Annotated in this window: 20 protein-coding genes, 1 tRNA gene and 2 pseudogenes; 8 read left to right on the top strand and 15 right to left on the bottom strand. The window is 37.5% G+C overall.

The window, feature by feature from the left end; translation table 11 throughout:
- Nucleotides 1-37: 37 nt before the first annotated feature.
- Genes B9N62_RS08045 through B9N62_RS08035 form a run of 3 tightly spaced genes read right to left on the bottom strand, consistent with a single transcriptional unit; the run spans nt 38 to nt 1,625 of the window.
- Entirely contained in the window at nt 38-493 is a 456-nt protein-coding gene (locus tag B9N62_RS08045) for a hypothetical protein (protein WP_087585068.1), read from the bottom strand.
- Nucleotides 466-669 carry a MarR family transcriptional regulator gene (locus tag B9N62_RS08040; RefSeq protein WP_072594630.1) on the bottom strand — a complete coding sequence of 68 codons (204 nt, stop codon included), beginning with the start codon at nt 667-669 and terminating at the stop codon, nt 466-468. The genes B9N62_RS08045 and B9N62_RS08040 overlap by 28 nt, the downstream gene beginning before the upstream one ends.
- Nucleotides 669-1,625, bottom strand: coding sequence for a transposase (locus B9N62_RS08035; RefSeq protein ID WP_087585067.1), 957 nt, complete (start codon nt 1,623-1,625; stop codon nt 669-671). Before B9N62_RS08035 ends, B9N62_RS08040 begins: the two co-directional genes overlap by 1 nt.
- Nucleotides 1,626-2,033: 408 nt before the next feature.
- On the opposite strand from B9N62_RS08035, the gene B9N62_RS08030 reads away from it, so the two are divergent.
- Both B9N62_RS08030 and gdhA read left to right on the top strand, forming a co-directional pair.
- Nucleotides 2,034-2,435 (top strand): SMI1/KNR4 family protein, encoded by a 402-nt coding sequence (locus tag B9N62_RS08030; protein WP_257640230.1) that lies wholly within the window; start codon nt 2,034-2,036, stop codon nt 2,433-2,435.
- Nucleotides 2,436-2,735: 300 nt separating this feature from the next.
- A complete protein-coding gene (gene gdhA / locus B9N62_RS08025) occupies nt 2,736-4,094 on the top strand; it encodes an NADP-specific glutamate dehydrogenase (RefSeq protein ID WP_087585066.1) in 1,359 nt (452 codons plus the stop codon).
- Nucleotides 4,095-4,658: 564 nt separating this feature from the next.
- Here gdhA and infC read toward each other — a convergent pair.
- From infC to B9N62_RS08005, 3 genes are all read right to left on the bottom strand, one after another.
- The gene (infC, locus tag B9N62_RS08020; RefSeq protein WP_087585065.1) at nt 4,659-5,177 is read right to left on the bottom strand and encodes a translation initiation factor IF-3; all 519 of its coding nucleotides are present in this window, start codon (nt 5,175-5,177) and stop codon (nt 4,659-4,661) included.
- The gene (gene thrS, locus B9N62_RS08015) at nt 5,174-6,994 is read right to left on the bottom strand and encodes a threonine--tRNA ligase (RefSeq protein ID WP_087585064.1); all 1,821 of its coding nucleotides are present in this window, start codon (nt 6,992-6,994) and stop codon (nt 5,174-5,176) included. Before thrS ends, infC begins: the two co-directional genes overlap by 4 nt.
- 352 nt (nt 6,995-7,346) lie before the next feature.
- A complete protein-coding gene (locus tag B9N62_RS08005; protein ID WP_087585062.1) occupies nt 7,347-7,910 on the bottom strand; it encodes a YbaK/EbsC family protein in 564 nt (187 codons plus the stop codon).
- 63 nt (nt 7,911-7,973) lie between these two features.
- Here B9N62_RS08005 and ung point away from each other — a divergent pair, with 63 nt between their 5' ends.
- Nucleotides 7,974-8,660 carry a uracil-DNA glycosylase gene (gene ung, locus B9N62_RS08000; RefSeq protein WP_087585061.1) on the top strand — a complete coding sequence of 229 codons (687 nt, stop codon included), beginning with the start codon at nt 7,974-7,976 and terminating at the stop codon, nt 8,658-8,660.
- 7 nt (nt 8,661-8,667) lie between these two features.
- On the opposite strand, the gene B9N62_RS07995 is transcribed toward ung, so the two are convergent.
- The gene (locus B9N62_RS07995) at nt 8,668-8,961 is read right to left on the bottom strand and encodes a hypothetical protein (RefSeq protein ID WP_087585060.1); all 294 of its coding nucleotides are present in this window, start codon (nt 8,959-8,961) and stop codon (nt 8,668-8,670) included.
- Nucleotides 8,962-9,040: 79 nt separating this feature from the next.
- Between B9N62_RS07995 and B9N62_RS07990 the strand changes: the two genes are divergently transcribed.
- From B9N62_RS07990 to B9N62_RS07975, 4 genes are all read left to right on the top strand, one after another.
- A complete protein-coding gene (locus B9N62_RS07990) occupies nt 9,041-9,571 on the top strand; it encodes a pyridoxamine 5'-phosphate oxidase family protein (RefSeq protein ID WP_087585059.1) in 531 nt (176 codons plus the stop codon).
- Between the two features lie 20 nt (nt 9,572-9,591).
- Nucleotides 9,592-10,758, top strand: a complete 1,167-nt coding sequence (locus B9N62_RS07985) for a replication-associated recombination protein A (RefSeq protein WP_257640232.1) — start codon at nt 9,592-9,594, stop codon at nt 10,756-10,758.
- Nucleotides 10,759-10,823: 65 nt separating this feature from the next.
- Nucleotides 10,824-11,474: a hypothetical protein gene (locus tag B9N62_RS07980; RefSeq protein ID WP_087585057.1), complete on the top strand. Its 651-nt coding sequence runs from the start codon at nt 10,824-10,826 to the stop codon at nt 11,472-11,474.
- A 567-nt stretch (nt 11,475-12,041) separates the two neighbouring features.
- Nucleotides 12,042-13,460, top strand: a complete 1,419-nt coding sequence (locus tag B9N62_RS07975; RefSeq protein WP_087585056.1) for an alanine/glycine:cation symporter family protein — start codon at nt 12,042-12,044, stop codon at nt 13,458-13,460.
- A 74-nt stretch (nt 13,461-13,534) separates the two neighbouring features.
- On the opposite strand, the gene B9N62_RS07970 is transcribed toward B9N62_RS07975, so the two are convergent.
- The 4 genes from B9N62_RS07970 to B9N62_RS10830 all read right to left on the bottom strand — a co-directional run bounded on the left by B9N62_RS07970 (nt 13,535) and on the right by B9N62_RS10830 (nt 16,234).
- Nucleotides 13,535-13,610 (bottom strand) — tRNA-Val (locus B9N62_RS07970).
- Between the two features lie 558 nt (nt 13,611-14,168).
- Entirely contained in the window at nt 14,169-15,164 is a 996-nt protein-coding gene (locus tag B9N62_RS07960) for a glycosyltransferase family 4 protein (RefSeq protein WP_257640229.1), read from the bottom strand.
- A 252-nt stretch (nt 15,165-15,416) separates the two neighbouring features.
- Nucleotides 15,417-15,842 (bottom strand): transposase, encoded by a 426-nt coding sequence (locus B9N62_RS10835; protein WP_257640228.1) that lies wholly within the window; start codon nt 15,840-15,842, stop codon nt 15,417-15,419.
- Nucleotides 15,827-16,234, bottom strand: a complete 408-nt coding sequence (locus B9N62_RS10830) for a transposase (RefSeq protein ID WP_257640227.1) — start codon at nt 16,232-16,234, stop codon at nt 15,827-15,829. The genes B9N62_RS10835 and B9N62_RS10830 overlap by 16 nt, the downstream gene beginning before the upstream one ends.
- Nucleotides 16,235-16,427: 193 nt before the next feature.
- Here B9N62_RS10830 and B9N62_RS07950 point away from each other — a divergent pair, with 193 nt between their 5' ends.
- A complete protein-coding gene (locus tag B9N62_RS07950; protein WP_087585055.1) occupies nt 16,428-16,637 on the top strand; it encodes a DUF6471 domain-containing protein in 210 nt (69 codons plus the stop codon).
- Between the two features lie 117 nt (nt 16,638-16,754).
- On the opposite strand, the pseudogene B9N62_RS11050 reads toward B9N62_RS07950, so the two are convergent.
- From B9N62_RS11050 to B9N62_RS07940, 4 genes and pseudogenes are all read right to left on the bottom strand, one after another.
- Nucleotides 16,755-17,153, bottom strand: a pseudogene (locus B9N62_RS11050) (hypothetical protein); the annotation flags it as partial.
- A 28-nt stretch (nt 17,154-17,181) separates the two neighbouring features.
- Nucleotides 17,182-17,631: a hypothetical protein gene (locus tag B9N62_RS10650; RefSeq protein WP_219336788.1), complete on the bottom strand. Its 450-nt coding sequence runs from the start codon at nt 17,629-17,631 to the stop codon at nt 17,182-17,184.
- Nucleotides 17,632-17,647: 16 nt separating this feature from the next.
- The gene (locus B9N62_RS10645) at nt 17,648-17,899 is read right to left on the bottom strand and encodes an oligosaccharide flippase family protein (RefSeq protein WP_219336787.1); all 252 of its coding nucleotides are present in this window, start codon (nt 17,897-17,899) and stop codon (nt 17,648-17,650) included.
- A gap of 31 nt (nt 17,900-17,930) precedes the next feature.
- A pseudogene (locus B9N62_RS07940) lies at nt 17,931-18,985 on the bottom strand (GDP-L-fucose synthase family protein).
- Nucleotides 18,986-18,987: the final 2 nt, after the last annotated feature.

The following is an 18,987-nucleotide window of genomic DNA, read 5'->3' as shown; positions in this document are numbered from 1 at the left end:
TAGTCTAGGCACAGGGCTAAGTTTTAGCCCCTATTTTTCAAGCGTTTGCGCCATTTTTAAGTGCTTCAAGTTTTAGCATTGCCGTGACAAAACTATCAATTGCAGGGACAAATTTATTAAAAACAATAACTGGAGTTGAATTATAAGCGTCCTTATAAATTCTATATTCGATCTTACCACTAGCGATATAAACTTCGTCATCTTTTAGATCAAGGTATTGCTCTTGCGTTATCCTTGTGGTATGCTCACCACCGCTATTTAAAGCGACAAAAGTCAGAACATAGCTATCATCCCACTTTTCAAACTCTCCAAGCTCGTTTACAATGGGATTGTTATCTTTATCTAGCTTTTGCTTACCATCGATCTTTTTAGTCTTTAAGACTTTAATCTTTTGCTCGAAACAATCTAAATTTTGGTTGAGAGATTGATAAATTTCTCTATAAAGATTTTCGCTTGTGCTGTCCATTAATGGAGCTGTTGCATTTTTTGCCATTTTTTTATCCTTTTTGAAAAAATTTGATTTTTTATTAAATATCTATTACTAATAATTTGAGAAAGATAAGCTTTGCTAATCTTTAAATGATCGCATATATCAGCCCTTGTTAAAGAATTTTTAGATGATAAGATTTCAAGAACTGAAAAGATTAGCTTATAATGAATTTTTTTCATTAAATAGCCTTTATTTCTGGATTAAATGGGAATAAGCTTTTTAAATAGCGGACTATCGCACACATAACAGCAACAATAGCAGTCATCTTCTTTTTGCCGTTAGCTAATAAACGCTCATAGCGTAACTTAAATTTAGCGTTAAAACGAATTGCACATAATGCAGTCATAAAAAGAATACGCCTTATATTAGAATTACCCATTTTATTTATCTTTTGGCTTTTATGAACGCTTGAGCCACTTTGAAAAATTCTAGGACTAAGACCAATAAAGCTTATAAATTGTTTTTCAGATTTATCCCTATTAAAATGCAGTTGTGGAAATAAATTTAAAGCGAGATCAATGCCAAAACCTTTATTTTCTTTAATGATCTCTTCGGTTTCTGGAATAGTTTTTTTAACAAGATCAAAAGCTAGTTTTTGAAGCATAGCTTGAAGTTTTGCAATCTCATTTATAAGATTTGCGATAACATCATCAATTACTTTATTATTTAAAGTTTTTTGAGAGCTTTTAAAATTTTTAAGTTGAGTATTTATTTTTTGGAGCAAATTTAAGGTGGAATTGTAACTTTTTATCTCTAAATACTCGGCATTATACTTATCAGGGGCGATCTCGCTTTTAAAAGTCCTAGCATAAACAGCCAAGCCATAACTATCGCTTGTATCAGTTTTTATAGTGCTAAGATGTTTTAAAAATAAAGATGATTTATAGGGGTTTGTAACACAATATCTAATACCTAAATCAGATAAAGCCTTTTGAAGTGCCAAATGATAATTTGAAGTTGCTTCAAAAACAACTAAAATTTCATCATTTTTAAAACTATCAAAATAAACTTTGATAAGCTCATGGTTATTAGGCAATGTTTCAAATTTAGCTTTCTCACTCGTGATAGAAGTTAAAAAATAAACGTCGATTTTATCTTTAGAAACATCAACACCACAAAAAAACGCTTTTTTCATTTTTGATACTCCTGAATAAAATTTAGGTTATGTTTCTTTCTTGTATTCAGTGTCAAGCACTAAGATTTTTAATCGAAACATTAACCCATAAGCCCTAAATCTTAAGAACAGTGTAAAACACTTTTTTATGAAGCAGGGGCTTATGGAAATTTTATAAAATCAAAAGAGAAAAACGAAACAAGACAAGGTAAATTCTCTTTGATTTTATGGAAGTATCATACAAATTTATGAAGATCATGGTCTAAATTTGGCGACAAATGAGCCAAAATTAAAAGCTCCCTGAAATAAATTTGATAAAATTTGCCAAAATCCAGCAGATTAAAGGACTGATATGTTTTAAAGCTAGATGAAATCTCTCAAAAGTTAGATCAAATTTTCTTACCACTAGAGCAAGAGGGTATAACTGGCATGAGACTCTTGCTTCAAAATGATGTTAAAGCCACCGCACAAGCACTTAAAAACGCACAAGAAGCTCTTGGCATAAATTTCCCAGCTAAATTTACAAAGCTTTTAAGCAAATTTGACCTTGGAAATTTTGAAATTTGCAATGTCAAATTTGGCTCTAGAGGCGACTACGCAAGTGAGTTAGTGCGGCTAAATAGCGTAGATGAGTTTGGTGGCAAATGGTGGAGCGGCAAGGCTCGCCCTTTAAATTTGATAGTCTTTGCCGTGGGTGATCCGTGGATATTTTTGCTTGATTGCACGAGTGGCGCGGTCTATGCATGGCTCTTTGGAGATGAGGAGCTTTGCGATAGATGCATCGCAAGCGACTTTGAGAAATTTTTCATAGCACTTGCTAGCATCGTATAGCAAGGCTAAATGAAGAAACCCTGCCATCAACCGAGCAAATTCTAAATTTTGTCCAAGCAGGCGACACAGTACTTGATTTTTGGCAAGAGATGGCGCAAATTCAGTAAATTTAGGCTCATCACAGCCTAAATTCTCTTTTATAAATTTGTCCCAACAAATGATGCAAAAACCACTTTTTATAAATTTAGTTTCGATATGTAACACTCATTGCCTAAAATAAAAATATTAAAATATCTTTAAATAAAAATTTTTTCTAGCCGAGTTAATATTTAACTACAAAAAAAGGAAAAAGGAGCAAAAATGAGCGAGTACATCGAACAAACGATGGAGTGGATAAAGAAGACCAACCCAGGTCAAGGCGTCTTTGTCCAAGCTGCGACTGAGGTTCTAAACAGCCTAGAGCCGCTTATCAAAAGAGAGAGCAAGTACCAAAAACACGCGATCCTAGAGCGCATCGTCATCCCTGAGCGCACGGTGATCTTTCGCGTGACATACACAGGCGATGATGGCAGACCAAAGGTAAATAACGGCTACCGCGTACAGTTTAACTCAGCTGTTGGCCCATACAAGGGCGGGCTAAGGCTCCACCCAAGCGTCGATCTTGGCGTGCTAAAATTTCTTGGATTTGAGCAAATTTTCAAAAACTCGCTTACTGGCGTAAATATCGGCGGCGCAAAAGGCGGCAGCACCTTTGATCCAAAGGGCAAGAGCGAGGGCGAGATAATGCGCTTTTGTCAGGCATTTATGAGCGAGCTATATCGCCACATCGGCAACACCGTAGACGTGCCCGCAGGCGACATCGGCGTGGGCGCTAGAGAGATCGGCTATATGTTTGGCCAGTATAAGAAGCTAACCGGCAGGTTTGATGGCATCCTAACTGGCAAAGGCCTAAACTGGGGCGGCAGCCTAGCGCGCACGGAGGCGACAGGATACGGACTGGTCTATTTTACGCAAAATATGCTGCAAAAAGCGGGCCTAACGCTAGAGGGCAAAAAATGCAGCATAAGCGGTAGCGGAAACGTCGCCATCTACACGGTAGAAAAGCTCTATCAAGTAGGCGCGCTACCTATCACGGTTTCTGACTCAAACGGATATGTTTACGACGCGGAGGGCATCGATCTAGCGGTGCTTAAAGAGCTAAAAGAAGTGAGACGCGCGCGCCTTAGCGAATACGTCAAATTTAGACCGAACGCAAAATACGTAAGCGTGAGCGAGTACAAAGAGGGCAGAAACGGCGTGTGGGACATGCCGTGCGACGGGGCATTTCCATGCGCGACGCAAAACGAGCTTCACCTAGCCGACATCAAGACGCTCTACGCTAACGGTTGCCGTTTCGTGGCCGAGGGCGCAAATATGCCAAGCACGCTTGATGCGATAAATTTCATGCTCGCGCAAAAGGATTTTTACTTCGCTCCAGCAAAGGCGGCAAACGCCGGCGGCGTGGGCACATCGGGCCTTGAGATGATGCAAAACGCTGGCATGACCGCGTGGAGCTTTGAGAAAGTCGATCATAGACTGCACGGCATCATGAATCATATCTTCGAGCTTAGCTACGAAACTAGCAAGGAGTTTGGCGACGAGGGAAATTTGGTACTTGGCTCAAATATCGCGGGCTTTAGAAAAGTGGCTGACGCGATGATAGATCAGGGATATGTGTAGGGCTGATTTTGGCTATTTGCTTCATAAATTTGCGTCCAAGTTAAATTTGGACGCAAATCAATATGAAGTAGCTTTGGGTTTTTAGTTAGAAGCGAGTTTTCTTTTGGTAAGAGATAATTAAAAAATTTTATAAATTTAAGCTATAAACAGGTGAAGTTCTTATCAAATTTTGTGACACATAAGAACAAAAGTAGTCAAAAGATCTACAAAAAGCACTCATTAAAGCGATATTTACTTTACCAAATTTAGCTAACTATTAGGCGAAATTTAGTTTAAACCGCTCGCACAAGTACTATAAATTTATAAACTAGCAAGAAGTTTTCAGCACAGCATCCATGCAAGTAATAGCAAAAAGATTAAATTCTACTAAGTGAAAATCAAAAATTTAAGTTACACCTAAATTTCTACTACCAAATTTAGCTACAAATCATATCAACCCAACAAATGACATTGCAATTTAACATATATAAAAATGATAGGATTTTTTGAAAATAGTTATTTGTGAGTTTTTGTATTAAAAATCTAATGAAAAAGAGCAAGCCACAGCCTGCTCTTTGTGAAAATTTAACCCTTTTTTGGAGTTACAAGCATATTTACATAACGACCTTCTATTATAGGCTCTTTGTCGCGGTCAGCTTCATCTTTGATCATCTCCCAGACCTTCTCAAGCATGGCTACGCCAGCCTCTGGAGTGCTCATCTCGCGACCCTTTAAAAATACACGAAATTTAACGTGTTTGCCATCTTGCAAAAACTCGCTTGCGTGTTTAACCTTGTAGTTTATATCGTTTTGGGCGATCTTGACAGAGAGTTTTATCTCTTTTATCTCGATGGTTTTTTGCTTTTTCTTGGCCTCTTTTTGCTTTTTCTCTTGCTGATAGCGGAATTTACCGTAGTCCATTATCTTGCAAACTGGCGGCTTCGCATCTGGCGCTATAAGCACTAGATCAAGCCCAAGCCTATTTGAGATCTCTAAAGCCTCATCTCTTGAGATGACACCGTATGCCGTGCCATCATCTCCTACACATCTTACCTCTCTCGCCCTTATGTCTTCGTTGAGCAATACTTCATTTTCCTTACTCAAAAATGTACCTCACTAAGTTTCTCCTTCGTTAAATTTATAAATTCCGCCAAGCTCATATCGCTCTGCGTCCTAGCCTGTCTGTCGCGCAACGCAACGCTCTTGTTCGCTACCTCGTTGTCTCCTAGCACGACTATCATAGGCACCCTTTGTTTTTCTGCCGTTCTTATTCTCTTATTTAAACTCTCATTTTTACTTGCGATCTCGCTATCAACGTTGATCTTTCTTAGCTCGCGTGAAATTTCTTTTGCGTAGTCTAAATGCGCGTCGCTAATAGGCACGATGACGACTTGCGTTGGAGCTATGAAAAATGGTAGCTCGCCAGCAGTGTGCTCAAGTAAAATTCCTATAAATCTCTCAAAACTGCCAAGCAGTGCTCTGTGAAGCATTACGGGGCGTTGTCTTTCGTTATTTGCGTCGATGTAGCCCAGATCAAAGCGCTCAGGCAGGTTAAAATCGACCTGGATCGTGCCGCATTGCCACTTTCGTTTTAATGCGTCGGTGATTTTTATGTCGATTTTTGGTCCATAAAATGCGCCGCCACCCTCATCGATGCCGTATTTAAAACCGTTTTCATCAAGCGCTTCTTTTAGCGCTTTGGTCGCAGTCTCCCAAATTTCGTCCCCGCCGATCGCTTTTGCAGGCTTGGTCGAAATCTCCATCTCGTAGTGGAAGCCAAAATTTTCCATTATTTTGCCGGCAAATTTTAAAATTTCTAAGATGTTTTCTTTGATCTGGCTTGGCATACAAAAGATATGTGAGTCATCTTGCGCAAATTCACGCACCCTGAAAAGTCCGTGAAGTACGCCACTTTTCTCATGGCGATGCACGACGCCGTACTCGAAAAATTTAAGCGGCAGATCTCGGTACGAGCGGATGTCGCTTTGATAAACCTTGATGTGACCAACGCAGTTCATCGGCTTTATGCCATACTCTGTCTCATCGATCGTTGTAAAGTACATATTTTCTTTATAGTTTGCGTAGTGACCGCTTCTTCTCCACACATCAGCCTTTAAAAGCTCAGGTCCTCGCACTGGCTCATAGCCTCTATCTCGGTGAGCTTTGTATAAAAGCTGCTCTAGTTTTGATCTTAAGCGTCCGCCATTTGGTAGCCAGATCGGCAAGCCACCACCCACTTCTTCATCAAATGTAAATAGCTTCATCTCGACGCCAAGCTTCCTATGGTCGCGCTTTTTAGCCTCTTCGATGATGCGGATGTGCTCTTTTAGGCTCTCTTTGTCAGCGTAAGCTGTGCCATAAATTCTAGTTAGCATCTCGCGGTTCTCATCACCGCCAAGATATGCTCCAGCGACACGTGTAAGCTTAAAGAATTTTAAAAATTTAGTATTTGGCACATGTGGTCCACGACAAAGATCTTCAAAATCGCCTTGCTGATAGCTGCTCACTTCGCCATCTGGAATTCTTTTTAAGACCTCTTGTTTAAGATCGTCGTTTTTAAATTTATCGCTCATATTAGCCTTGGTTGAGCAGGTTTTAACTATGTCAAATTTCTTCTCAGCAAGCTCTTTCATCTTATCTTCGATCGCTGCTAGATCGCTCTCACCTAGCTTCGTGCCCTCATCATCGACTCTAAAATCATAATAAAATCCATCTTCTACGTTTGGTCCGACAAAGAATTTCGCCTTTGGATAGAGTGATTTGATAGCTTGTGCCATGAGATGTGCACAGGAGTGTCTGATAACGTGTAGTGCCTCTTTTGAGTTGTCAAAATAGATAGGCTCAGCACTACTCTCACGCCCTGCGATACTTTGAGTATCAACTATTTCGCCATTTAGTTTGTATGCGATAATATCGCTCATTGTTTTTCCTTATATCAAATTGTCTTTTTTACGATAAAAGAACGATTAAGGATTTTATCAAAATGGGCTTTAAGCTAAACTTAATAATTGCTAAGCAAATTTTTATAAATTCTTTTTAAATTTAGTAAAATTTGAACTAAAATTTTTGGATTTTGAAATATATTTTCTTATATATAAGGATAAAAATCCCTAAAATATTAGTATTTTATCTATATAATTTATTATACTTTAAGATTATCCCTGATAATATTTGTTCTTGAAATGAATTTAGCAATTTCTCGTCTTTGCATTACTTAAATTCATTTTTCTCCCGACTAATTTAGTGCTAGGAAGTGGTTAGCCTAGCACTTTTTTATTTCACAAATTTTACCAGCACTGGCTTTACTATCCTAGCGTAGTCTTTTGCGTTTAAGATGAGCGATCTATCAAGAAGCCCCGCATTAAAGGCGATCTCCTCGTTTCGCTCCAGCAAACTCTCGTCCACAACAAGATGCAAATTTTTATGAAAGCTAAATGGCGGAACCGAGCCAAATACGCAATCAGCTAAGGCCGTGACCTCCTCTGGGCTAGCAAGACTTGCTTTTTTACCATCAAATTTTTGCGCAAGTGCGTCAAGATCAGCTTGCTCGTCAGCTGGCAAGACAGCAAGCAAGTAAATTTTACCAGCCTTCATCACTGGCTTTTCGTCGCTTAGCAAGTCATCAAGCACATTTTCATCTTTAAAAATCTGCCTAAATTTCTCCTCGTTGGCGCCTTTTACCGAGCAAACCAAAGCCTTTGCGCCCTGGCTCATTTTAGTGCCTCTTATCTTAGCGACCTCCTCTGAAGTCTTAGCACTCTCATGCTCTATCACTCTAAATTTAGCCCCATTTTTACTAAGAAGATCGTGGATTTTGTTAAAAATTTGCTCTGACACAGCTCTTTCCTTTGGATAAATTTAGTTAAAATTATACCGCTAAAACCAAAAAAGGGCAGGAAAATGCAGATAAATTTAGATGACGTAAAGATCGAGCCAAGCTGGAAAGAGGTGCTAAAAGATGAGTTTTTGAGCGAAAATTTCGCTCGCATCAAAGAAAATTTCTTAAAAGCAAAGAGCGCTGGCGTCGTCTATCCACCAAGTGGGCTTATATTTAACGCATTTAACCTAACGCCATTTCACTCTGTCAAGGTTGTCATCCTAGGTCAAGACCCATATCACGGCGCAAATCAAGCTATGGGACTAAGCTTTTCAGTGCCAAGTGGCGTGCGAGTGCCACCAAGCCTTGTTAATATCTATAAAGAAATTTACGCCGATCTAGGCATAAAAGAGCCAAATAGTGGCGATCTTACAAAGTGGGCAAAGCAAGGCGTGCTGCTTCTAAACTCCACTTTAAGCGTGAGCGCTGGAGCGGCAAATTCTCACGCAGGCTTTGGCTGGCAGGGCTTTACAGACGCTGTGATAAGAAAGATAAGTGAAAATTTACAAAATGTAGTCTTTATGCTCTGGGGCAACCCAGCCAAGGCAAAAGCACCGCTAATAGACGCCAGCAAGCACCTTATCCTTGAGGCAGCCCACCCAAGTCCGCTAGCGCTCGGGGCATTTTTTGGCTGCAGGCACTTTTCAAAGGCAAATATCTACCTAGCAAATCACGGCAAAACGCCCATCGAGTGGGACCTAAACGCTTAAATTTGAGCTATTTTTTAAGCTCAGCAAGAAGTTTATTTACCTTTTCTAGCTCGCTTTTGCAAAATTTCTCATCGTTATTTTGCATTATCATCGCCTCTTGGCCGATTTGCCTTTGCTTAAACTCATCAAATTTAAGCTCAAAAAGCCTTAGCGCCTTCTCATCACCTGCAAGCTTCTTGCTCTCTTTGGCGTAAAGCTCGTCAAGATAGAGCCTGCTTTGTTTGACATACTCTTTGCAAACTTCATTTGCACCAAATAAATTTACGCCCAGCAAAAGGGCAAAAATGACAAATTTTTTCATATTTTTCCTTGAAATTTTTGCATTATACTAGCCTTTAAGCACTTAAATTTTAAAATATTTTTCAAAAAAAGGATGAAATTTGAGACGAAAAGATAGAGAACTTAGCCGTGATGAAGCTATAAAAATCATAGATGATTGCGAATATGGCGTGATCTCATGCGTAGATGAAGCAGGAGAAATTTTTAGCGTGCCTATCTCGCCTGTTAGAGTTGGTGAGAGCATTTTCGTCCACGGAGCGACCGCTGGTAGCAAGGCAAAGCTGCTGCAAAATGGGCGAAAAGTAGAGTTTGTCTGCGTTAGCTTTAACAAAGTCCCGCACCTAAATGATAGCGAGCTAGAAATGATAAAAGACGACGGCAAGGCGCTTGGCGGCAAGGTCTTTACGACTGAGTATAAAAGCGCCATCGCAAAAACAAGAGCCTACGAAGTGGCAGATGATGCCAGAAAGTATGAAATTTTAAAAATTCTCAGCCAAAAATACACCGCCTACGCGATGAGTACCTTTGATGTGGCGGCCGAGTATGGGCTAAAGATCATGAAAATTTACGAGCTAAAGATAGAGAGCTTTAGTGCAAAGGCCAAAATTTTACCAAAAGCGGCAAAGGAGTAAATTTGAGCTCACTTGCACTGATGTTTAGACCCAAAAACTTGGATGAAATTTGCGGTCAAAGGGCAGTAAAAGCGGCCTTTTTAAAATTTATAGCCACAGGCAAGATCCCACACTCCATATTTTACGGCCCAGCAGGCTGTGGCAAGACGAGCTTTGCAAGGGCAGTGGCGAGCGGGGCGAACTACGACTTTTACGAGTTTGACGGCGGAAATTTAAAGATAGATGACTTTCGTAAAATTATAAAAAACTACGAAAACGCCCTAAATAAGCCACTCTTTTTCATAGACGAGATCCACAGGCTCAGCAAGACCCAGCAAGAAGCACTTTTGATCCCCATGGAAAACTACAAAGCCCTAGTTATCGGGGCAAGCACAGAAAATCCCTTTTTCACGCTAAGCTCAGGCATCAGAAGTCGCTCGATGCTCTTTGAGTTTAGACCGCTTAGCAGTAGTGACTTTGAGGAGCTTCTTGGCAAGATAAAAGAGCAAATTTCATTTAGCATCTACGAAGAGGCAAAAGAGTATCTCTTTAAAAGTAGCGGCGGCGACGCAAGAGCTATGTTAAATTTATTAGAATTTGCCGTCACGCTTGATGAAAATGTGAGCCTAGAAAATTTAAAAACACTTCGCCAAAACGCTCTAAAAGAGGGGGCAAAAGAGGATGACACGCACTACGAGCTAGCAAGTGCTTTTATAAAAAGCCTGCGTGGAAGTGACGAAAACGCCGTCATCTACTATCTTGCAAGGCTCATAGACTCTGGCGAGAGTGCAGACTTTATCGCAAGGCGCATGGCGATATTTGCCAGCGAAGATATCGGCAACGCAAACCCAAATGCACTAAATTTAGCCGCCAGCACGCTTAGTGCGGTAAAAGAGATAGGCTTTCCAGAAGCAAGGATCATACTAGCTCAGTGCGCCGTCTATCTAGCCAGCTCGCCAAAGTCAAACTCGAGCTACAATGCGATAAATGATGCCATAAGATACGTGCAAAGCGAAGAAATTTTAAAAATTCCGCCATATCTAAAAAACCACACAAAAGAGAGCAAAGACTACCTTTATCCGCATGATTTTGGCGGCTGGATCGAGCAAAAATACCTAGAAAAACCGCTCGTTTTTTACAAAAGCAAGGGCATAGGCTTTGAAAAAACACTAAATGAGTGGCTAGAAAAGATAAAGTCAAAAGGCTAAATTTAGGCTTTACTCTGTCAGATTTATTTATGCCAAGCATAAGAGCAAATTTTAAAGGTATGTAGATGAATGAGCAAAATTTAGCATACATCACAAATTTAAAGATAGAAGACGTGCCTTGGAGTAGATTAACGACGACTTATGGCAGAGCAAGCGGATTTCCAGAAATTTTTAAACAGCTTTCGGCAGCGATCGGCAAGAAAAATTTGACGCAAAGTTTGACTACCAGCAAGTCAAATAGCGGACAAAATACGGCAAATCCAGCAAATAACAATGAAGCAAAATTTAACGCCAAAGCTGCTTGTGACGTGCTTGATAAAATTTTTAAAGAAATAGAGCATCAAAGTACTTTTTGGCACGCTACGCCTTTTGCACTTGTATTTTTGGCGAGAATTTTTATGCGGGCGAAGTTGGTCGCGGATAACGGCGGCAAAAACGAGATGACAGAGCTGATCGTGCCTCGTTTGGGTGAATTTTTAGCGTCTATGCTTATGGTTTGTGACGATGCCAACAAGATTAATCACGCTGTACCGCTGAATAGCTTTGCTGATATGTTAGCCGAAAAATACCTGTGGCCACAAAGCGACGAAAACGACGAGGAGCTTTGGGAAGAACGCTTTTATGATAATGATTTGTTTTATAGTTTTTACTTTTATTCCCGCGCAGTCCTTGACGCGACTGGTGTGGATTTTAAGCAGTTTAAGCCTATAGAATAGCGTTAAATTTGTGCGGTAAGACTAGAATTTACCATTAAATTTATACTAGAAAGCAAACTTATTGGTAGTCTATAAGGCATTGCTAGCTTGCTTAATTTTATAAAAAATCGGCGCAAAGCAGTAAATTTACAAAAGACGGGCAAATTTTACAAAGATGACTAAGCAATTTAATAGCCAAAGCCCTTTAAAAGCATTTGATAAAATTTTTTAGCAAAACTAATAGTCAAATACATTTTGCCAAGTTATATCCGCACAATAAAGATTGCGAATTTCTCAAAAAGTTACCTAAAACATGCAAAAACATAATTTTAAAATCCAAAAATCAAGAAATAATTTTAGCTATTCTAAACCTTCATTGCAAGATAAATTTAGAAATTATCAATCAGAAAACGCCTTATAGAACAAAAAAATGCCATAAAATCTAGTTATCAAAAACACGCTTACCGTGGATAAGCCGAAATTAGTACGAAATTTTAAGTCAAGCTAAAAAATTTTTCTTATTTATTTTAATTTTATATTTTTTTAAATATACTCGCTCTCTAAACTACACCAATGAAAGTCAAGAAAATGCCTACAAATTTTGCTGAAATTTTAAATAATTGTGTCGAGAGTATAAATTCATTTCTTTGGGGTCCATACTTCCTTATCACCCTACTTTGCGGCACTGGACTATTTTTTACTATTAGGCTTGGTTTTGTTCAAATTTTTAAGTTTAAAATGGGATTAAAAGAGCTTTTTGGAAATTTTTCACTCCATGGCGAAGCTGCTGGCAAGGCTGGAATGAGTCAGTTTCAAGCGGTCGCAACTGCGATCGCTGCACAAGTTGGCACTGGCAATCTAGTAGGTGCGACAACAGCTCTTATCATGGGTGGACCTGGAGCGATTTTTTGGATGTGGTGCGCTGCGTTTTTAGGCATGGCTACAAATTTTGCTGAAATTTGCCTAGCTCAAATTTACCGCACAAAAGACGATAGCGGGCACACGATAGGCGGTCCGGCATTTTATATAAGTCGTGGATTAAAGGGAAAATGGGCAAAAATTCTAGCTGGCTTTTTCGCTATCGCTATCATTATCGCACTTGGCTTTATCGGCAATATGGTGCAAGCAAACTCGATCTCAGACGGCTTTAAAGGAGCCTTTGGTATACCTCAGTGGATAACTGGAGCTTTTTTAGCAATCGTCTGCGCAGTAATCTTTATAGGTGGCGTAAAGGCGATCGCAAGAGTGGCTGAAAAGATCGTGCCTTTGATGGCTTTACTTTATGTAGGTGTTGGACTAATCATTATCGCTTTAAATTTTCACGAAATTCCAGATGCAGTTTTGCTTATCTACAAAGCAGCATTTGATCCTTCAGCTGCGTGGGGTGGAGCGACTGGAGCTAGCATAGCAGCTGCAATGAGATACGGCATAGCAAGGGGTCTTTTTAGTAATGAAGCCGGCATGGGCTCAACTCCGCACGCACACGCTGCGGCTAACGTCAAACACCCGGTCGATCAAGCAGTACTTGGCATAATGAGCGTATTTGTAGATACTTTTATCGTTTTAAATATAACCGTTTTTGTAGTGCTCACTGCAAATGTTATTAGCTTTGAAAATGGCAAGGCGGTCTTTACAGGCATAACCTTAGTACAAGAAGCCTTCTCATCGCATATCTTTGGTAAGGTTGGCGGATATAGTTTCGTAGCTGTTTGCCTATTTTTCTTTGCATTTACAACGATTCTTGGATGGTACTATTTTGCTGAAATCAACGTAAGATACCTTCTTGGGGCAAAAGCGGTCAGAGCTTTTCAAATTTTAGTAGTCGTTTTTGTATTTTTGGGAAGCTTGCAAAAGGTTGATTTTGTCTGGAGCCTAGCAGATATGTTTAATGGCTTGATGGTCGTACCAAATTTAATTGCCATCATCATTTTAAGCCCTATCGTGGCAAAGCTTTTAAAAGATCACGATGCTGGCAAAGAGTATGATGTGAAAGATTATTTGAAATAAATCTTTACCGCATCTTTAGAAAATTTACTAATAATTAATTTTTAAATCTCTTGCTTAGGATGTTTTATTAGAAGTGGTGGCCCCGAATGGACTCGAACCATCGACCACTACCATGTCAAGGTAGTGCTCTACCAACTGAGCTACGGGACCAAAGATTTGGGATTATATTTTATTTTCTATTTTATTTAGCTTAATTCTTTAGTAATTAAATTTATTTATAAGCAGTAAATGTAATGGATAAATTTAGAATTGGCTAACGCTTGCTTCGCAGTTATAGGTAAAGATGAAAAACTACCTAGTCAATATCGGTAACTCGCAAGTTATTGCCACAAAAACCTCTTGGCACTCCTAAAGAGCTAAAATATGTAAGCTGCCACTATGATGCAGAACACAGGGCTAGCTTTAGAAATTACCTTGAATACTAAAAGCCGATATATAAAAATTTATTGGAAGAAGATACTAGAGAAAAAGATCGATGCTAATAAAAATTCTTCAAAGATGAATGCAAACCTACAAAAGAGGAAGAGGAATTTTTAAAACAAAAGGCCAATAAGAACAATATAAAAACTAGTTGGTGGACTAGTGGATTAGAAGTCTAGCTTAAAAAACTAACCAACTTGTCTTGGTTTTATTATTTTAATCACGATAAGCTTGCCGAAGTCAAGTCAATATAAATTTTTAAATTAAAAATCTAAAAATGACAATGTGCTATTTCCCAATAATAATCTTTGCAAGTCTTTCATTCTTTTCATTTATATTAAATTTTACTTCAGCTATTTTTCTGCTTTCTATACCCATTTGGACTATCATTTCTGGATTTTGTATAAAATAAATCATCTTTTGTGCCAAAATTTTACTATCAAATGGTGGCACCAAGAATCCATTTACTCCATCCTCAACAGTTTCTCTACATCCTACGCTATTTGTGGTTATTACTACCCTTCCTATCGCCATGGCTTCCTGCGTACTTCTTGGCACACCTTCTCTGTAATACGAAGGCAAGACAAAAATGGAACTATTCACTATCCGTTCTTTTATATCATTTACGAAGCCAGGATATATAACTACGCCACTATCAAGATAAGGTTTTAGCTCTTCTTGCGTTAATCCAAATGGATTGTGCTCATCAAAACCACCAAATATATAAAACTTTACATCTTTATATTTTTCTTTTACGATTTTAGCTGCCTCTAAATACTCAAATATTCCCTTTTCTGCAAGAAGTCTTGCTATAAAAATAAAACTTATAGGATCAGTAGGTGCTTTAGTATATGAGAATTTATCAAGATCAACACCTATACCACCTAATATATTTATGGACTTTACTTTTATATTGTATCTATCAATCAAATCCTTTTTATCGTCATTATTTAAAAATATAAGCTCGTCAAGAGATGGTAGTGAAATTTTATATAAAAGAACTTGTATGGTTTTTATAATTTTCGCCTTTTTTGTTTGCCCATTTTTATGAACTGTAAAAGCTCCGCCAAGCCCTTCTATCATGCCTACTATTCGTAGTACTCTTGCCATTTTTGCGGCTATAGTTGCAAAAATGACTGGCTTAACAAAAAAAGAAAAAATCGCATCTGGCCTATGCTGCCTAAATAGCTTAACCAAATCATATGTGGCAACGAGATCTTTAAATGGATTTAGCCCTTTTGTATTTAAAGTATGGTCAAGCGGTATTACACCAAAAGAACTCATCTTTTTTCTACTTTTTTATCGTAGTCACTAACCAAACAATAAACTTCATACTCGCTTGATACAAGGATTTAGATAAATTCTTTTCTAAAATTTATCATCATGGAGGCGATATTGCCAATTATAAAAATTTTCACAATAATCTTCTCTCTTATAAATATCTCTAAAAAATTTAAATAATCTATCGAGTCCAATAAATGGCAATAAACAAACAACTTTTTTAAGTATAGAAAATTTGTTATTTTCTAATATAAGTCAAATGTTCGCTACTTCTTTATCAATGGATTTTAAATTTTTTACAAATTGATTGTTATTCTCCCCATTTAGTCCCGAATACTCTATTTGGTGATTTACCCTTTTTAAATCGTAATGAGCTAACAAATCGTCGTAAGCCGAGTTTTCATCGGTATGTATCTCGCTGTTTGGCGCAATATGAGATTTGGCGATAGCGTTTATATCTACGTTATTCTCGCTTTTTAGAATAAATGTCTTAGTCTTTTTTGCTCCGCTTCCAAATAAATTTCTCTCTCGAAGCGATATGATAACTCTCTTATTCGGCTTAAAAGCTTTTCGTCTATCTATTCTATCGTTTAGGTTGTTAGCGGGTTTTATATAGTTTCCGACGTATACTCCGTCCATTTCGACTACTCCGCTAAGTTTTTCGTCTAAATTACGTTCCATAAGACTTTCTCTGATTTTATGAGTAAGACCCAAGCCGTTTTATATTGAACATCTAGGTCTCTACTAAGCTGTAAGGCTGAAATACCTTTCGTAGCGTTTGAGAATATTACGATAGCAAGAAGTATAACTTTAAAATCAAGCTTATGAGAGTGAAATATTGTTCCGCTTGTAACGCTAAAGGTATGAAAGCAATCCTTGCAACGATATTGTAGTCTACTTTCTATAAAGTAGTGAGACGATGCGCTTCCACAAGTCGGACAAATAGGACTACCTTTATTGCTACTCCAACGAATCGATTTAAAATACTCGTAACACTCGTTCTCGCTCATAGAAGCTATCTTTCTAACGGATATTGTTCTAGCTTTAGACGAGAGAAGGAAGTGTTGGGACATTTTTAAGCCTTTATATCTTTATTTATGATGATATTATATCACATATATACTTATATTTTAATAAATATATAAAGATATTTCATTTTATTAGATTATTTATAATTATTTATTGCCATATTGTAAAAATTTAGATATAGTCATAAAAAATATTCGTCTCGGTATTACGAACGAATATAAACCAAAAAGGCTACCGATGACCGAATATGAAAAACGAGCAAAGGTGTATCTAAAAATACAAATGGCAAAAGCCGACATAGATTATCCGAGACTAGCGGAGCTATTAAAAGAAAAAGGCATAAACGAATCAAGAGAGAATTTAGCAAATAAAATTAACCGAGGTAAGTTTAGTTTTGCGTTTGTTTTGATGGTATGTGAATTGCTCGAACATAAAATTGCAGATTAATAAAAGATAAAAGAATAATAAGATATAGAAATACACACATACACGAATTCACTTAAACAAAGCTGATACGGTTAATTTGGCTTCATATTATACGCCCTAAAAATTAGTTAATTTAGCTTATGAGCTATTAAAAAATAATATAAAAGAGGAATTTGAAAACATTACATTACTTGATAGTTCTTGCGGGTATGGGGAATTTTTAAAATACGATAGTTTAAATAAAAAGGTAGCGGCGGATATTGATGAAATAGCTATAGCAAACTGGCAAAAAGCCCAGATGTGTATTGTCAATACACTTGCTGCTTGATTATATTGTTCACCATAAAGCATATTTACTATCATATCAGATAAAAAAGTCATTGGTAGTGCTATTGCAATGGCTATCCATGCAACAAGGTCAAAAAGCTTTTGAAGCCTATCACAATAAAGCTCTTCACTTTGTCTTCTTGCATTTATTGCAGGAAATAGACTTGATACAACTACAGTAGGTATAAAATACCAAATCTCACTTAACCTAGTTGCCGCAGCATACTATCCAACAGCTTCATTTCCTAGCATCTCTTGAATCATAACCTGATCTATTTTCATATATAGATATTACAACTCCACTTAGGATAAGTGACCAGCTATCTCTTAAAAGAGATATAGCGATAGTTTTATTAAATTTTATTTTTTTAATCTCAGAAGTTGAATATTTCAAGAAAAAATAAATAAATCCTAAAGCCAAAACTATACTATCAAATAAAATGACCCATGCAAAAGCTACAAGCGGAGCGTTAATCAAAACAAGTATAATCTTTACTATGTTACTTATAAAAAAAGAGATAATATTAGAAAACACTACATATTTTGATAGAACTTTTGATTGAAAATACATATCTACTACATTAAATGATTGAAATATAGTAGCGCTAGCTATGATAAATACTAATAAATTTGTATACCTATCATTTGAAGTAAAATAAGTAGCAACAGCTAAAATCAATAGTGTCAAAATAGCACCCATGAGCTTAAGATAACAAGCGGTGGCCTATTAGCTCATTTGCTCTACCTTCATCTTTTACCAACTCCCTTACTACTATACCATCAAGTCCGAGCGTAGCAATGGCAGCAAAAAGTCCTACAAGGCTTTGAGCATATGAAAAAAGTCCGAATCTCTCAGGCCCTAAATATCTAGTCACCCAAATTCCTACAAAAAGTCCAACAAACATACGGAGCATTTTTTCAAAAAAGAGCCATGAGGTATTTTTAAAATACTTCATGAAGCCTTGATGATTTTTTAATGATATTATTTTATCTATCATTTATTTTCACATACCATTCATAAAGCGTCTTTATTCCATCTTCAAGCTCTAATTTATGCTTCCAACCAAGAGAGTGGAGCTTTGAGGGATCCGTTAGTTTTAGCATCGTACCATCAGGCTTGTTATTATTGAAGTATGGCTCGCCTTTAAAGCCAACTATATTTTTAATCAAATTTGCTAGCTCTTTTATAGATATATCTTTGCCAGTTCCTATATTTATATGCGTATTTCTTATCTCTTTGCTATTTTTGTCATAAGTATCTTTAAAGTCTCTATTTTCCAGTAAAAATACGCAAGCATCGGCCATATCTTCTGAATATAGAAACTCTCGTCTAGGCTCTCCTGTGCCCCAAATTTCTACTCTATCTTTTGAAATACCAAATTTATCAAGATAAGCCATAGCTTCATTTATATCTCTTGCTTTTAGATCTTTTACCACTTCGTCAAATTTTTCTTCGCTTAAAAGTTTTGCTAGGTGTATCTTTCTTATAAGTGCTGGCAGCACATGCGAGGTTTCTAGATCAAAATTATCGTTTGGACCGTATAAATTTGTAGGCATAACAGATATAAAATTTGTACCATACTGCAGATTATAGCTCTCACACATCTTCATGCCAGCTATTTTAGCTATCGTATATGGCTCATTTGTATATTCAAGTGGCGATGTCAAAAGCACATCTTCGCTCATTGGCTGAAGAGCGTTTTTAGGATATATGCAGGCGCTCCCCAAAAATAGCAGTTTTTTACTTTATGCACATAGCTTTGGTGGATCACATTATTTTGAATTTGTAAATTTTCATAGATAAAATCAGCTCTATATGTGCTATTAGCCACTATGCCACCGACCTTTGCAGCAGCTAGCACCACGTGCTCGGGCTTTTCTTTTTCAAAAAACTCACAAACTGCATTTTGATCCATTAGATCAAGCTCGCTATGAGTTCTTGTGATTAAATTTTCATAACCTTTTGATTTTAAATTTCTCACTATAGCAGAGCCTACCAGACCCTTGTGTCCTGCTACATAAATTTTGCTATTTTTATCCATTT

The sequence above is a fragment of the Campylobacter concisus genome, assembly GCF_002165785.1.
GTDB classification, from domain to species: domain Bacteria; phylum Campylobacterota; class Campylobacteria; order Campylobacterales; family Campylobacteraceae; genus Campylobacter_A; species Campylobacter_A concisus_W.
This window is presented reverse-complemented; position numbering and strand designations above follow the sequence as displayed.

Bases quoted from the DNA above. Each gene is read 5' to 3' on its own strand.
- B9N62_RS10645 (WP_219336787.1), bottom strand. From the start codon at position 17,899: ATGAAGTATTTTAAAAATACCTCATGGCTCTTTTTTGAAAAAATGCTC.
- B9N62_RS08045 (WP_087585068.1), bottom strand. From the start codon at position 493: ATGGCAAAAAATGCAACAGCTCCATTAATGGACAGCACAAGCGAAAAT.
- B9N62_RS07960 (WP_257640229.1), bottom strand. From the start codon at position 15,164: ATGAGTTCTTTTGGTGTAATACCGCTTGACCATACTTTAAATACAAAA.
- B9N62_RS10835 (WP_257640228.1), bottom strand. From the start codon at position 15,842: ATGGAACGTAATTTAGACGAAAAACTTAGCGGAGTAGTCGAAATGGAC.
- B9N62_RS08040 (WP_072594630.1), bottom strand. From the start codon at position 669: ATGAAAAAAATTCATTATAAGCTAATCTTTTCAGTTCTTGAAATCTTA.
- B9N62_RS07950 (WP_087585055.1), top strand. From the start codon at position 16,428: ATGACCGAATATGAAAAACGAGCAAAGGTGTATCTAAAAATACAAATG.
- B9N62_RS08030 (WP_257640230.1), top strand. From the start codon at position 2,034: ATGAGACTCTTGCTTCAAAATGATGTTAAAGCCACCGCACAAGCACTT.
- B9N62_RS07985 (WP_257640232.1), top strand. From the start codon at position 9,592: ATGTTTAGACCCAAAAACTTGGATGAAATTTGCGGTCAAAGGGCAGTA.
- thrS (WP_087585064.1), bottom strand. From the start codon at position 6,994: ATGAGCGATATTATCGCATACAAACTAAATGGCGAAATAGTTGATACT.
- B9N62_RS07995 (WP_087585060.1), bottom strand. From the start codon at position 8,961: ATGAAAAAATTTGTCATTTTTGCCCTTTTGCTGGGCGTAAATTTATTT.
- B9N62_RS07975 (WP_087585056.1), top strand. From the start codon at position 12,042: ATGCCTACAAATTTTGCTGAAATTTTAAATAATTGTGTCGAGAGTATA.
- B9N62_RS07980 (WP_087585057.1), top strand. From the start codon at position 10,824: ATGAATGAGCAAAATTTAGCATACATCACAAATTTAAAGATAGAAGAC.
- B9N62_RS10830 (WP_257640227.1), bottom strand. From the start codon at position 16,234: ATGTCCCAACACTTCCTTCTCTCGTCTAAAGCTAGAACAATATCCGTT.
- ung (WP_087585061.1), top strand. From the start codon at position 7,974: ATGCAGATAAATTTAGATGACGTAAAGATCGAGCCAAGCTGGAAAGAG.
- B9N62_RS08035 (WP_087585067.1), bottom strand. From the start codon at position 1,625: ATGAAAAAAGCGTTTTTTTGTGGTGTTGATGTTTCTAAAGATAAAATC.
- gdhA (WP_087585066.1), top strand. From the start codon at position 2,736: ATGAGCGAGTACATCGAACAAACGATGGAGTGGATAAAGAAGACCAAC.